Genomic DNA, 12,634 nt, shown 5'->3' with positions numbered 1-12,634 from the left:
ATTGAAATGCCGCCGGGACAACACCTCCTGAAATGCCGGGTACTTAGCGCTACAGGCCCGCACCAACCCCCGTTCTGTGTCCAAAACCTGAAACAGAACGTTCAAACAGTCTGATCAATTTGAACGAAACGTTCAATTCGAGGGCGTGAGTGTCGGAGCAGCGACACTGTCCAGGAGTGCTCAGGACGCATCCTTCACGGGGAAGGTGTGCACTTGAGGGCTCTGGCCCTGTGAGAGACCGTACTTCTGGAGCTTGCGCTCCAGGGTGGGGCGGCTGATTCCAAGGATCTGGCAGGTGCGACCCTTGTGCCCCTTGGTGACGGTCATCGCACGGGCGATGAGCTGGCGCTCGGCCTCTTCCAAAGTGGGAATCAGGCTGGCGTCGTCCTCGGCGGGCGCGGCGAACATGGCCCCGGCGGTGTGGGCGGAGGCCGCGCGGCCCGGCTCCGGTGAGGGGAGGGGGGACTCCAGGGCGGGCAGGTCGTCACCGCGCAGGACGTCACCGGGGGCCAGCACCACGGCGCGAATGAGCACGTTCTCCAGCTCGCGCACGTTGCCGCGCCAGGGCAGGCGGGTGAGGCGCTCCATGACCTCGCCGGGAACGCGGGTGACGCGCTTGTGGACCTTCTCGTTGATGCGCTCGAGCAGGTGCTTCACCAGCGGGGGGATGTCCTCGCGCCGCTCGCGCAGCGGCGGAATCTGGAGGGTGATGACCTTGAGGCGCTGGTAGAGGTCCTCCCGGAAGCGGCCGGCCTCCACTTCCTCCACCAGGGCCCGGTGGGTGGCGGCGATGACGCGGGCGCGCAGCTTGATGCGCTTGACGCCGCCCACGCGCTCGAACTCGCGCTCCTGGAGCACGCGCAGCAGCTTGGCCTGGAGCATCAGCGACATGTCGCCAATCTCGTCCAGGAACACCGTGCCGTCCTCTGCCACCTCGAACTTGCCCGGCTTGCCCGCCGTCGCGCCGGTGAAGGCGCCCTTCTCGTGGCCGAAGAGCTCGCTCTCCAGCAGCGTGTCGACGATGGCGGAGCAGTTGATGCCGATGAAGGGCCGCGGCTCGTCGTAGGAGTAGTTGTGGATGACGCGGGCGATGAGCTCCTTGCCGGTGCCGCTCTCTCCCGTAATCAGTACGGTGGCGTGGCTGCCGGTGACTTTTCCAATCTCCTTCACCAGCTGCTGCATCAGCGGGCTGGTGCCCACGATGTCGCCCAGGCGGGCGGCGGCGTTCTCCCGGTGGACCTCGTCCGCGCGGCGCGACAGCTGGCGGTACTCCAGCGCGCGCTCCACCACCAAATCCAGGGCGGCCGGGTCCGGGAAGGGCTTGTGGATGTAGTCGAAGGCCCCGGCCTTCATGGCCCGGATGGTGGTCTCCATGTCGTGGTACGCGGTGACCAGGATGATGCGCGCGTCCCCGCACAGGCCCTTCATCTCCTCGATGATTTCCAGGCCCGTGCGGTCCGGGAGCATCATGTCGAGGATGACCACGCTGGGCATGGCCTCCTGGGCGGCGCGCAGCCCGGCCGCCGCGCTGGTGGCGGTGGACACCTGGTAGCGCGGCTGGCCGTCGTGCTCTATCTCCTCGAAGTGCATCTTCAGCGTTTCGAGGAGCGAGACGTCGTCGTCGACGATGAGAAGGGTCTCCATGGCGCTCTCAGGTGGCGAACGTCAGCGTCAGCACCACGCCCGGCTCGGCGCTGCCCCGGGCGGCCACGTCTCCCCCCACGCCCATCATCACCCGGCGCAGGGCGGCCAGGGACAGGCCGGCGCCCCGGGCCAGCCGGGAGCCGAAGGGCTCGAAGAGGGAGCCGTTCTCCTCCGGGGGCAGGGCGGCGGCGGGGTCGTGGAGCACCATCTTCACCTGGTGGGGACCGCTCCGACGCAGGGCCACCTCCACCGGGCTGCCCTCCGCCTGGCCCATGGCGACGTTGAGCAGCACCTGGGCCAGCACGGGCCGCAGCCGCGTCGGGTCCACCCGGACGCGGGGCAGGTCGGGCTCCTCGTCCACCCGGACCTCCACGCGCCGCTCGGCCAGCTCGGGGGCCACCATCTCCGTGGCCTCCTGCACCACCCCCCGCAGCGGGTGGGCGTCCATCTTCGGGCTGGTGTCGCGGCCGTATTCGGAGAGGAGCCAGAGCATGCGCTCCATGGTGCGAATCTCCCGGTTGGCGATGGTGAGCCGCCGCTTGTCCCTTTCATTGAGGCCGGTGTTCCGGGCCAGCGTCTGCACCGCCATCTTCACCGAGGAGAGGGGGTTGCGAATCTCGTGGCTGAGCGAGGAGGACAGCCGTGAAATCTGCACCGGGGGGGCGCCGTCCAGCACGGCGTTGAGGTCCAGCACGGTGGCGCTGGCCTCGCCGCCGTCCAGTCCCAGGGACAGCCGGAGGGGGGACGCGTCCTCGCCGCCGAGGTGGGCGGAGACGAACTCCACCGCGCGGCGGTCCTCGCGGGCGCGGGCGTCCAGCTCACGGGCGCGCCTGGGCGACACGCCGAGGACCTCATGGAGCGGCTGCTCCAACAGGGCCCCCACGGGGCGGCGCAGGATGCTGGAGAGGTCGCCTTCGGCGCGTGTCACCCGCAGGCTCGGAGTCCAGGCGAGCATCGCGGCTTGCAGGAGATGGGTGTTCATTTGATGGGCCTGAAACATACCGACTAAGGTTCCGCGCTGTCCCCATGTCATCTACGGCGCGTTTTCCTAAGAACCTTGTGGCCTGCCTCCTCTTCATGTCCGGGGGCACTGCGCTCGTCTACGAACTCGTCTGGTCCAAGTACCTCGGGAATGTCCTGGGGAACAGCGGCCAGGCGCATGCCGTGGTGCTCGCCACGTTCATGGGCGGGCAGGCGCTGGGGGCATTTGTCTTCGGGCGGACAGCCGACCGGGCCAGGAACCCCCTGGCCCTGTACGGCCTGCTGGAGCTGGGCGTGGGGTTGTACGCGCTCGCCTTCCCGTATGTGCTCGACGTGCTGGGGGCGCTGTGGCTGAGCGTGGCCCCGTCCGTGCCGGAGGGCTGGCGGCTGGGGCCCCGGCTGGTGGTCTCCGCCACGTCGCTGCTGATTCCCACGCTGCTGATGGGCGGCACGCTGCCGGCCCTGGTGCGGCACTTCGCCTCCAGCCTGTCGGGGGTGCGCTACGAGCTGGCGCGGCTGTACGCCGTCAACAGCCTGGGCGCGGCGGTGGGCGTGTTCATCGCCGGGACGAAGCTGGTGCCCGCCATCGGCCTGTCCTCGTCGGCGGGGCTGGCCGCGGGGCTCAACATCCTGCTGGCGCTGGCCGCGTTGGCGCTGGCCCGGCGCTTCCCACCCGCGCTGATGCCGGGACAGACACCTCCCCCGGAAGCGGGCGAGGCGGAGGTGTCCTATCCGCGCGTGGCGGTGCGGGCGGCGCTCATCGGCGTGCTGCTGTCGGGCTTCACCTCCATGCTGTACCAGGTGACGTGGATCCGCCTGCTGTCCATCGTCCTGGGCGCGTCCACCTACGCCTTCACGCTCATCCTCACCGCGTTCATCATGGGCATCGGCCTGGGCAGCTTCTGGCTGATGACGCGCAAGGGACAGGTGGACTCGCTGCGCCTGTTCGGCCGGCTCCAGGTCGCGCTGGTGGCCAGCATCTGCGTGGCGCTGCCGCTCTACGTCCGGCTGCCGCACCTGTTCCGCAAGGCGCAGTGGATGATGACGCGCTCGCTGGACACCTGGCCGCTGTTCCAGGTGCTGACCTTCAGCTTCTGCTGCCTGGTGCTGCTGGTGCCCACCTTCTTCATGGGCGCGGCCTTCCCAGCGGCGGCGCGCGTGGCCACGGCCAAGGTGTCCGAGGTGGGGCGCCAGCTGGGCGGCGTCTACCTGTGGAACACGGTGGGCACGATTACCGGTTCGGCGCTGGGCGTGCTGGTGCTGATGCCGTGGTGGGGCATGGAGGGCAACTTCATCGCGGGCGTGGCGGCCAACCTGGTTGGCGCGGGGCTGGCCTTCCACGCGGCTCCGGGCCGTCCCGCGCAGCCGGCGCGCGCCTTGTGGCCGGTGGCCGCCACGGCGGTGCTGGCGCTGGTGGTGCTGGGCGGGATGAGCGGCTGGGCGGTGCGGCTGTCGGGCATCGCCTCCATCCGCTCCCATGAGAAGCCGCCGGAGAGCTACGCGAAGCTGGTGGCGGACACGGAGGCCATCATCCGCCCCATCTTCTACCAGGACGACACCTTCGCCACGGTGATGGTGGCGGACGCGCCCGTGGAGAACCTGCGGTTCATGAAGCTCAACGGGAAGATTGATGCGTCCAACGGCGGGGACGCGGAGACGCAGGTCGTGGCCGGCCACCTGGGCGCGCTCCTGCATCCACGCGAGCCGAAGACGGTGCTGCTGGTGGGCGCTGGCGCGGCCATCACCGCGGGCAGCGTGCTGGCGCACCCCGTGGAGCACCTGGACATGGTGGAGATTGCCCCGGCCGTCATCGACGCGGCGCGCCTGTTCAAGGCGGACAACCGCAACGCGGTGGACGACCCTCGCACGCACGTGCACGTGGACGACGCCAAGACGTTCATGGCGCTGTCTCCGCGCAAGTACGACCTGGTGGTGAGCGTGCCCTCCAACCCGTGGGTGGCGGGCGTGTCCGGCCTCTTCACGCGGGACTTCTTCCAGACGGTGGACCGGCACCTGGCGGACGACGGCGTGCTGGTGCAGTGGATTCACACCTACGAGAGCAACGAGGACCTCATCAAGCTGGTGGTCCGCACCCTGCGCGACACCTTCCCGCACGCCACCACCTGGCTGGGGCCGCATGACCTGGTGATGGTGGCCAGCCGCAAGCCCCTGGCCTTCGACGCGGCGCGCCTGGCCGAGCGCATGGGGCATCCGGAGGTGCGCAAGGACCTGGCCCGCGTGGGCATCAACGACGTGTTCGCGCTGCTGTCCAAGCAGGTGCACAGCGAGGCCGGCCAGCTCGAGTTCGCCGGTGAGGGTCCCATCAACACGGATGACCACAACCTGCTGGAGTACGCGTCGCCCATCGCCTTCTTCGTGTCGAACCTGGACGTGCGGGTGCGGGACGAGCGGCGCGCGCCGGAAGGGGCGGACCGCCTCTTCCTGCACGACTACGTCCAGCAGCACCCCCCCACCGCGGAGCAGGCCGCCGGGCTGTACCGGAACATCGAGCGCTACCACGCGCCCAATGACCCCATGGTGCGCGGCGCGGCCGCCCAGTGGCGGCGGCTGGCCCCCGACAGCCCCGAGTCCGCCCTGGCCCTAGGCAAGGCGGCGCTGGCCCAGCAGGACGTGACGCTGGCCGCCTCGCTCCTGGAGCCCGAGGTGGCGCGGGGTGGCCGCGAGCCCGCGCTGGTGACGGCGTACCTGCGGCTCGTCACGGCGCGGACCTGGGCCTCGCGTACGATGTGGACGCCTGTCGGTGCCCTGCACGACACCGTGGCCCTGGGGCGCGAGGTCGCGGCCCGGCACCCGGACGACGAGCACCTGGCCCGGGCGCTGCGCTCGCTGTGCGAGGCGCTGCCCCGTTCGAGCTGCGAAGGGACCGCCCAGGCGCCCGTCGCCGCCCCTGGGGGCCCCTGAAATGGGGGCCGTGGATCAGTAAATCGGGCCAATTGCCCGGAATCACTGAGAATTCCTGGCATCCTCCCGATGACGGATGGAGGTGCAGGTGGGATCTACCCTAGGGTACGAATCAACCAAGCAGCAGGGTGTCTTTTCCACCACTGCAATCCCCGGAGAGTTCCATGAAGGCGATCTCGAAGAAGCAGCAGCTCCGCAAGGCTCGTGGCCAGGGCATGACCGAGTACATCATCATCGTCGCCCTCATCGCGATCGCCGCCATCGGCGTGGTGACCCTGTTCGGCGACAACATCCGCAAGCTGTTCGGCGCCTCCGCCGACGCGCTGGCCGGTAACGCCGCCGTCGAGTCCGAGGCGACCGAGCGTCAGCGCAACCTCGAGAAGAAGACCATCAAGACGTTCGGCCAGAACAACGCGTACTGAGCCGTGTCCTTCCGGGGGGAGCCAAACCTGCCTCGTGCGGGTGGCTCCTCTCGGGCGGCCGAGGTCGAGGGCTGAGTCTTCAGCCCGGTGCCCGGCCGGAAGTGGCAGCACCCCCGCCCAGGGGGTTGACCCTCACGCGACGTGAGGCCCTACACCTCCTCATCACGAGGTGGAGATGGCCCTGACGGTGAGCCAGGTCGCCCGGCTGGCGAAAATCAGCATCCGCGCGTTGCACCACTACGACGAGCTGGGCCTGTTGTGTCCTTCGGACCGCAGCGAGGCCGGCTACCGGCTCTATTCGCGGGCGGACCTCCAGAAGCTCCAGCAGGTGCTCTTCTTCAAGGAGCTGGGCTTCCCGCTGGAGGACATCCGCCGCATCCTGGGCGACCCCACCTTCGACCTGCGCACCGCGCTGCGGATGCAGCGGCGGCTCCTGACGGAGCGGGCCGCCCGTCTGGACGCGCTGGTGCATGCCGTGGACTCAGCGCTGGACGCGCTGGAGAAGGGGACGCACGTGGACAAGGACGCGATGTTCGAGGCCTTCGGCGACTTCGACCCCTCGAAGTACGAGGAGGAGGCGAAGCAGCGCTGGGGGAACACGGAGGCCTACAAGGAGTCCGCCCGGAGGACGGCGCGCTACAAGAAGGAGGACTGGAAGCGCATCAAGGAGGAGGGGGACGCCCTCTTCCAGTCGCTGGCGGACCTGCTCGCGGCGGGCACCAGCGCCGCGTCAGCCGCGGCCATGGACCTGGCCGAGGCGCACCGGCGCTACCTGGGTACGTGGTTCTACGCGTGCCCGCCCGCCATGCACCGAGGCCTGGGGGAGCTGTACGTGGCGGACACGCGCTTCATGGAGAACATCGACAAGGTGCGCCCTGGCCTGTCGCTGTTCCTGCGGGACGCCTTCGCGGCGAACGCGGAGCGGCAGGCGGCCGCCGCTGCTCCCCGCGGCTAGCTGAAGCCCAGCCGCTTCAACATCACCGCGCGGATGGAGGGAATCCGGAAGCGATAGATGAGGGCGTCCGCGAAGTAGTGCGCCAGCACGCACGCGAAGCCCAGGGACGTCATGACGCGCAGCAGGGGGTGCGTCTCCGCCATGCCCATGTTGCTGCCCAGCGCGCCGCGCACCACGCCTTGCTGGAGCAGGCCGTGCACCGCGCCCAGCGCCAGCAGGGGCAGCATGGACGCAATCATCGCCGGGACGATGAACTTCCGCGGCAGCCGGGGCGCGTCACCCTCGCGCGGCTCCAGCATCCGCGCGGTGAGCATGTAGTACTCCAGGCCGTGCATGCCGGGCAGCATGACGTAGCCCCAGGTGGGCGCCACCAGCACCAGCCCGGTCGCCGTCGCCATGGCCAGGAGGTAGAGCACCTTGGGCCCGCTGACGGCCTCCGCGCGCAGCACGGCGCGGAACAGCAGCATGAAGTAGCCCAGCCACACCGCCAGCAGCACCCCCAGCGCCCCGTGCGGCAGCACGTGGCCCTGGCCCACATCCAGGTACGCCGGCGCGTCGGGACCGGGGGCCTCCGGCACGAAGAAGATGCGCACCAGCAGCAGCGTGAGCAGCAGCGGGACGTACATCTGCTGCAGCTTGCGCTCCAGCGCCGACGCGCCGGGCAGGCCCGCCTTGCTCGCGCGCAGCCCGTGGAGGGACCAGATGCCCCGGTGCTGGGACAGGGTGTGGTGCGTGCCGAAGACGTTGAAAATCACCGCCACGCCATACGTGTGCGCCGTGCGCTCCGCGTAGAAGGTGAAGAAGAGCACCGTGCCCACCGCGAGCATGGCCAGCGAGCCCGCCAGCACCTGCCGGGGCTGGCCCGGAGCGGACGTCAGCACGTCCCGGTGCACCGCGAAGAGCAGGAACGTGAGGATGACGTGGGTGGCGTTGCCGAGCAGGTTCTGCGCCGTCCAGGCTGAGAGGCGGTGCGCGCCTTCCGCGGCGCCCGGGGCCAGCCAGACGTTGGCTGCCGCCGTGCACAGGGCCAGGGCCAGGGGCAGGGCGACGATGAGGGCATCCGCCCGCGGCGAGAAGAGCCACAAGCCTCGGAAGGCCAGCGCCCCTCGCTGCGAGGGAGCCGTCACGGGGGACGGGGAGTTCACGGCGGGGCTCAGCGGCGTCATACCGTACGGACCCTAACATGCTCGCTGGCCGCCGCGCCGCTCGCGCCGCGCCGGGCCCGTGGTAGAACAGGGCTTTCATGGAAGGCCGCCTGCTTCTGAAAAACTGTGCCGTGTTCAGGGCGGACGGACGCGTCCGCCATGGCATGGCCGTGGTGGTGGAAGGCAACACCATCCGCCGCGTAGCTCCGGACGCCCAGGTGCCCGTGCTGCCCGGGGACTGGGAGGTCGCCTGTCACGGCCGGCTGGTGGCGCCGGGCCTGGTGGACTGCCACACGCACCTCGTCAACGGCCAGCTGCTGCCGCCCACGGGGCACTTCCTGATGCTGCCTCCCCGCGAGCGCCTGGACCGGCTCCGGAGCGTGGCGCGCCTCCTCACGAACGAGGACGTGGAGGCCCTCACCCGCTACGCGGCGGCCCGGGCCCTGCGCCACGGCGTCACCCTGGCGGTGGAGCACCTGTCCTGCCAGGACGTGGCCGGCGGGCTCGCCGCCCAGGCTCGCGCCGCGGAGGCGGTGGGCTTGCGGCTGGTGACGAGCCACTCCACCCACGGGCTGGACGGCGCGGCGCAGGCGCAGACGTGGCTGGACGCCAACGCGGACTTCACGCGCGCGCAGCGGGACCACCCGCTGGTCCGGGGCGCGCTCGGCTTCCATGCGTCATTCACGTGTGATGACGCGCTGCTGCGCCGCATCGCGGAGCTGAGCCGGGTGCTGGACGCGCCCACCGTCTTCCACCTCGCGGAGAGCGAGGACGACCTCTCCTCCACCTATTCGCAGCACGGCAAGCGCGTGGTTCCGCGGCTGGATGCGCTGGGGCTGCTCGGGCCGCGGGCCATCGCGGGTTATGCGCGCGTGCTGGACAGCGCGGAGGCGGAGCTGCTGGAGCAGAGCGGGGCCTTCGTGGCGCTGGCGGCCCGGGGCGTGCGCACGCTGGAGCGGGGCGCGGACCCCATGGACGCGGTGCTGTCGCGGGTCCACCTGCTGGGGCTCGGCACGGGGGGCCACGGCAGCCTCCAGGACGAGCTGCTCGCCGCGCTGGTGGGCGTGCTGCGCATCTCCCGTTCGGGGCGGATGCCGGACGTGGATGGCGCGGTGGCGCACCTGCTGGTCAACGGCCCGGCGGAGCTGTGCACGCGGCTGTTCGGCCTGCCCTCCGGGAATGTGGAGGAGGGGTGCATCGCGGACCTCGTCGTCTATGACGTCGTGCCCACCGCGGACCCGGAGACGGGCTATTCGCCCTATCTGATAGGGCAGTTGGCGCATTCACCGGTGGGGTGGACCATCGTCAATGGCCGGGTCTGCGTGCGGGAGGGCCAGGTGCTGGGGTTTGACTACGTGGCGCTTTCCCGCGCGGCGACCCAGGCGCTGGAGCGTGTCTGGACGCGCGCGCGTCTGGGCAGTTGAGCGGCGGCATGAGCGCATTGCCTTCTTCCCTGGTGGAGACGCTGCGCGCCTCGCGCGGCCGGCGTGGGCCGCTGCTGGGCGACGCGCGGACCACGGCCTGGCGCGTGGTGAACGCCGAAGCGGACGGCGTGCCGGAGGTGACGGCGGACGTGTTGGGTGACGTGTACGTCATCAGCCTCTATCGGGACTTCACGCCGGCGGAGGAGGAGACGCTGCTCGACGCGGCCGTGGCCGCCTGGGCGCCGCGGAGCCTCTACCTCAAGCGTCGTCCCCGGGAGGCGCGGGTCCTGGCCAACGTGGCGAAGGAGTCGCTCGCGCCCGAGGCCCCCGCCCGGGGCGCGGCGGTGGAGTCCTTCACCGCGCTCGAAAACGGACTGAAGTTTCTCATCCGTCCGGCGCAGGGGCTGTCGGTGGGGCTGTACCTGGACATGCGGGACACGCGGGCGTGGCTGCTGTCGCAGGCGCGGGGCCTCACCGTGCTCAACCTCTTCTCATACACCTGTGCCTTTGGCGTCGTGGCCATGGCGGGCGGCGCGAAGCGGGCGCTCAACCTGGATGCGAGCCGGCGCGTGCTGGAGTGGGGCGAGGAGAACGCGCGCCTCAATGGCCAGACGGTGGACCGGTACGACTACGTGGCCGGCGACGTGTTCGACTGGCTGAAGCGCCTGGCGAAGAAGGGGGAGTCCTTCGACATCGTCATCTCGGATCCGCCGTCGTTCTCCACGACGCGCAGCGGCCGGTTCTCCGCGGCGCGGGACTACGCTCGGCTGGCCGAGGCCGCCGCGCGCGTGGTGAGTCCGGGCGGGCAGTTGGTGGCGTGCTGCAACCACGCCGGGCTGCCTGCTCGCCGCTTCGAGGCCATGGTGCTCGAAGGGGTTTCCCAGGCGGGACGGCAGGGGAAGGCGCTGGGCTCATTGGGGCCGTCCGCGTTGGATTTCCCTCCGCCGCCTGGACAGGAACCGGCGCTGAAGGTGCACCGGGTTCAGGTCCGGTAGCAGGCGTGCGAGCGTCGACGACGGCGGTCCATCAGGGAAGGGCTGGACGGGGCGTGCGCCGCCCAAGTTTGTTGCCACTCCGCGGCTCGGCACAGGTAGGCTCGCCGGGCCATGCCTCCCGCCGCCCCGCAGCGCGACACCGGCCGCTTTGGAAAGTACCGCCTCATCGACCGCATCGCCGTGGGGGGCATGGCCGAAATCTTCCTCGCGCATCAGCAGCAGGATGACGGCCGCGAGTCCCCCGTCGTCATCAAGCGCATCCGCCCGCATCTGTCCAAGCACACGGCCTTCGTGAAGATGTTCCTCAACGAGGCCCGGCTCGCCGCGCAGCTCAATCACCCCAACGTGGTGCAGATTCACGACCTGGGAAAGATCGCCGACAGCTACTTCATCGCCATGGAGTACGTGTCCGGCCGGGACATGCGCCGCGTCGTCCCCAAGGCGGAGGCGCTGGGGATTCCCTTCCCCCTGGTGTACGCGGTGAAGATTGCCTCGTGCGTCTGCGCGGGCCTGCACCACGCGCACACCAAGGTGGACCTGTACGGCAACCCGCTCAACATCGTCCACCGGGACGTGTCACCGGAGAACATCGTCGTCGCCTTCGATGGCTCGGTGAAGATTCTGGACTTCGGCATCGCCAAGGCCGCCAACCAGATGGAGCAGACGCGCAACGGCGAAATCAAAGGCAAGCTCAGCTACATGAGCCCGGAGCAGTGTCTGGGCAAGCCGCTCGACTGCCGCAGCGACGTCTTCTCCCTGGGCGTGGTGCTCTACGAGTGGCTCACCGGCTTCAAGCTCTTCACCGGCGAGTCCGAGGCCGCGGTGATGCGCAGCATCACGGACGGGAAGATCTACGCACCGTCGTACTTCCGCGAGGACCTGCCGGAGCGCCTGGAGAGCATCCTGATGCGGGCGCTGGAGCGCGACCGGGACAAGCGCTACCAGACGGCCGCGCAGATGCAGAAGGACCTGGACGCCTTCCTGGACGCCTACGACTTCACGCCCACGGCGCTGCATCTGTCCAACTTCATCAAGCAGCTCTTCGAGGAGGAGCTGGCCGCCGAGCAGCGCCGCCTGGCCGTGCGCGCCGCCGCCGCGCCCACGTCGGAGGAGGCCCTGGAGCTGTCGGAGGTGGCGGACGCGCTCGACACCGCGAAGGCCCTGCCCGCTCCGGACCCGGAGCCCCCGGCCCAAGATGACCGCACCGAGCCGCGCACCCTGGCCGTACCGCTGAGCCCCGCCGTCTCGGAGGCGCTGGAGGCGGTGGCCCGCCGCAACAACGTGCCCGCGGGCCGCATGGTGGCCGAGCTGCTCGAGTCCTGGCTCAAGTACCGCTGACCCATGCCCCGGCTGAAGCTGACGCTCGAATACGAAGGGACGCGCTACGTGGGCTGGCAGGTGCAGCCCAACGGGCCCTCCATCCAGTCGGTGCTGGAGTCGGGACTGGAGCGGCTGTTGGGGGCGCGGGTGTCGGTGGCGTCGGCGGGGCGCACGGATGCGGGCGTGCATGCCTCCGGGCAGGTGGCCTGCTTCGACGCGCCCCGGGTGTTGCCGATGAAGGCCTACGTCATGGGGCTCAATGGCCTGCTGCCGCCCGACGTGGCCGTGGTGGACGCGGTGGAGGTGGCCGAGGACTTCGACCCGCGCCGCTGGTCCCGGGGCAAGCGCTACCGCTACCGCGTGAGCAACCGGCGCACGCGCTCGCCCCTGCGGCGGATGACGCACTGGGAAGTCTTCGCGCCGTTGGATGTGGAGGCCATGCGGCGGGCGGCCGCGCACCTGCTGGGGCGGCACGACTTCTCCGCCTTCAGGGCCGCGGACTGCCAGGCGAAGCACGCGGTGCGCGAGCTTCGGAGCCTGACGGTGGAGGGCGCTTCGGGGGACGCCGTGTCCTTCGTGGTGGAGGGCACCGCGTTCCTGAAGCACATGGTGCGAAACCTGGCGGGGACGCTGGTGGAGGTGGGGAAGGGCCGGCGGCCCGAGTCCTGGGTGGCGGAGGTGTTGGCCTCCAAGGAGCGCAAGCGCGCCGGGCCCACCGCTCCGCCCCAGGGGCTGGTGCTGGAGGCGGTCTTCTACGGGGACGGCCCGCCTGCCCGCACGTCGAGGGGAACGGCCGACTTGGAAGAGGATGAGGGCTGAAGTGGAG

The 12,634-nt window shown here is 70.3% G+C and carries 10 protein-coding genes; 7 read left to right on the top strand and 3 right to left on the bottom strand.

Annotated features, from left to right (window positions below; genetic code table 11):
* Nucleotides 1-180 precede the first annotated feature (180 nt).
* Nucleotides 181-1,644: a sigma-54 dependent transcriptional regulator gene (locus HV824_RS07850; protein ID WP_176417920.1), complete on the bottom strand. Its 1,464-nt coding sequence runs from the start codon at nucleotides 1,642-1,644 to the stop codon at nucleotides 181-183.
* Nucleotides 1,645-1,651: 7 nt separating this feature from the next.
* Nucleotides 1,652-2,626, bottom strand: a complete 975-nt coding sequence (locus HV824_RS07845; RefSeq protein ID WP_306465563.1) for a HAMP domain-containing sensor histidine kinase — start codon at nucleotides 2,624-2,626, stop codon at nucleotides 1,652-1,654.
* Nucleotides 2,627-2,670: 44 nt separating this feature from the next.
* Between HV824_RS07845 and HV824_RS07840 the strand changes: the two genes are divergently transcribed.
* From HV824_RS07840 to HV824_RS07830, 3 genes are all read left to right on the top strand, one after another.
* Entirely contained in the window at nucleotides 2,671-5,547 is a 2,877-nt protein-coding gene (locus HV824_RS07840; RefSeq protein ID WP_176423000.1) for a fused MFS/spermidine synthase, read from the top strand.
* A 164-nt stretch (nucleotides 5,548-5,711) separates the two neighbouring features.
* On the top strand, nucleotides 5,712-5,969 hold the full coding sequence (locus tag HV824_RS07835) for a hypothetical protein (protein WP_176411347.1): 258 nt from the start codon (nucleotides 5,712-5,714) through the stop codon (nucleotides 5,967-5,969).
* 175 nt (nucleotides 5,970-6,144) lie between these two features.
* The gene (locus tag HV824_RS07830; RefSeq protein ID WP_176417918.1) at nucleotides 6,145-6,924 is read left to right on the top strand and encodes a MerR family transcriptional regulator; all 780 of its coding nucleotides are present in this window, start codon (nucleotides 6,145-6,147) and stop codon (nucleotides 6,922-6,924) included.
* Here HV824_RS07830 and HV824_RS07825 read toward each other — a convergent pair.
* The gene (locus tag HV824_RS07825) at nucleotides 6,921-8,069 is read right to left on the bottom strand and encodes a hypothetical protein (protein WP_368670937.1); all 1,149 of its coding nucleotides are present in this window, start codon (nucleotides 8,067-8,069) and stop codon (nucleotides 6,921-6,923) included. The genes HV824_RS07830 and HV824_RS07825 overlap by 4 nt on opposite strands.
* Before the next feature lie 98 nt (nucleotides 8,070-8,167).
* Between HV824_RS07825 and HV824_RS07820 the strand changes: the two genes are divergently transcribed.
* The 4 genes from HV824_RS07820 (at nucleotide 8,168) to truA (ending at nucleotide 12,627) form a co-directional block, all read left to right on the top strand.
* Nucleotides 8,168-9,493, top strand: a complete 1,326-nt coding sequence (locus tag HV824_RS07820) for an amidohydrolase family protein (protein ID WP_176417916.1) — start codon at nucleotides 8,168-8,170, stop codon at nucleotides 9,491-9,493.
* 8 nt (nucleotides 9,494-9,501) lie between these two features.
* Nucleotides 9,502-10,488, top strand: coding sequence for a class I SAM-dependent rRNA methyltransferase (locus HV824_RS07815; protein WP_176417915.1), 987 nt, complete (start codon nucleotides 9,502-9,504; stop codon nucleotides 10,486-10,488).
* 111 nt (nucleotides 10,489-10,599) lie between these two features.
* Nucleotides 10,600-11,826: a serine/threonine-protein kinase gene (locus HV824_RS07810; protein WP_176417914.1), complete on the top strand. Its 1,227-nt coding sequence runs from the start codon at nucleotides 10,600-10,602 to the stop codon at nucleotides 11,824-11,826.
* Nucleotides 11,827-11,829: 3 nt separating this feature from the next.
* A complete protein-coding gene (truA, locus tag HV824_RS07805) occupies nucleotides 11,830-12,627 on the top strand; it encodes a tRNA pseudouridine(38-40) synthase TruA (RefSeq protein ID WP_176417913.1) in 798 nt (265 codons plus the stop codon).
* The last annotated feature ends 7 nt before the right edge of the window (nucleotides 12,628-12,634 follow it).

Source organism: Myxococcus sp. AM009, from assembly GCF_013372605.1.
GTDB classification, from domain to species: Bacteria; Myxococcota; Myxococcia; order Myxococcales; family Myxococcaceae; genus Myxococcus; species Myxococcus vastator.
The sequence above is the reverse complement of the archived record's forward strand: the minus strand, read 5'-3'. Positions and strand labels throughout refer to the sequence as shown.

Bases quoted from the DNA above. Each gene is read 5' to 3' on its own strand.
- HV824_RS07850 (WP_176417920.1), bottom strand. From the start codon at position 1,644: ATGGAGACCCTTCTCATCGTCGACGACGACGTCTCGCTCCTCGAAACG.
- HV824_RS07845 (WP_306465563.1), bottom strand. From the start codon at position 2,626: ATGAACACCCATCTCCTGCAAGCCGCGATGCTCGCCTGGACTCCGAGC.
- HV824_RS07840 (WP_176423000.1), top strand. From the start codon at position 2,671: ATGTCATCTACGGCGCGTTTTCCTAAGAACCTTGTGGCCTGCCTCCTC.
- HV824_RS07835 (WP_176411347.1), top strand. From the start codon at position 5,712: ATGAAGGCGATCTCGAAGAAGCAGCAGCTCCGCAAGGCTCGTGGCCAG.
- HV824_RS07830 (WP_176417918.1), top strand. From the start codon at position 6,145: ATGGCCCTGACGGTGAGCCAGGTCGCCCGGCTGGCGAAAATCAGCATC.
- HV824_RS07820 (WP_176417916.1), top strand. From the start codon at position 8,168: ATGGAAGGCCGCCTGCTTCTGAAAAACTGTGCCGTGTTCAGGGCGGAC.
- HV824_RS07815 (WP_176417915.1), top strand. From the start codon at position 9,502: ATGAGCGCATTGCCTTCTTCCCTGGTGGAGACGCTGCGCGCCTCGCGC.
- HV824_RS07810 (WP_176417914.1), top strand. From the start codon at position 10,600: ATGCCTCCCGCCGCCCCGCAGCGCGACACCGGCCGCTTTGGAAAGTAC.
- truA (WP_176417913.1), top strand. From the start codon at position 11,830: ATGCCCCGGCTGAAGCTGACGCTCGAATACGAAGGGACGCGCTACGTG.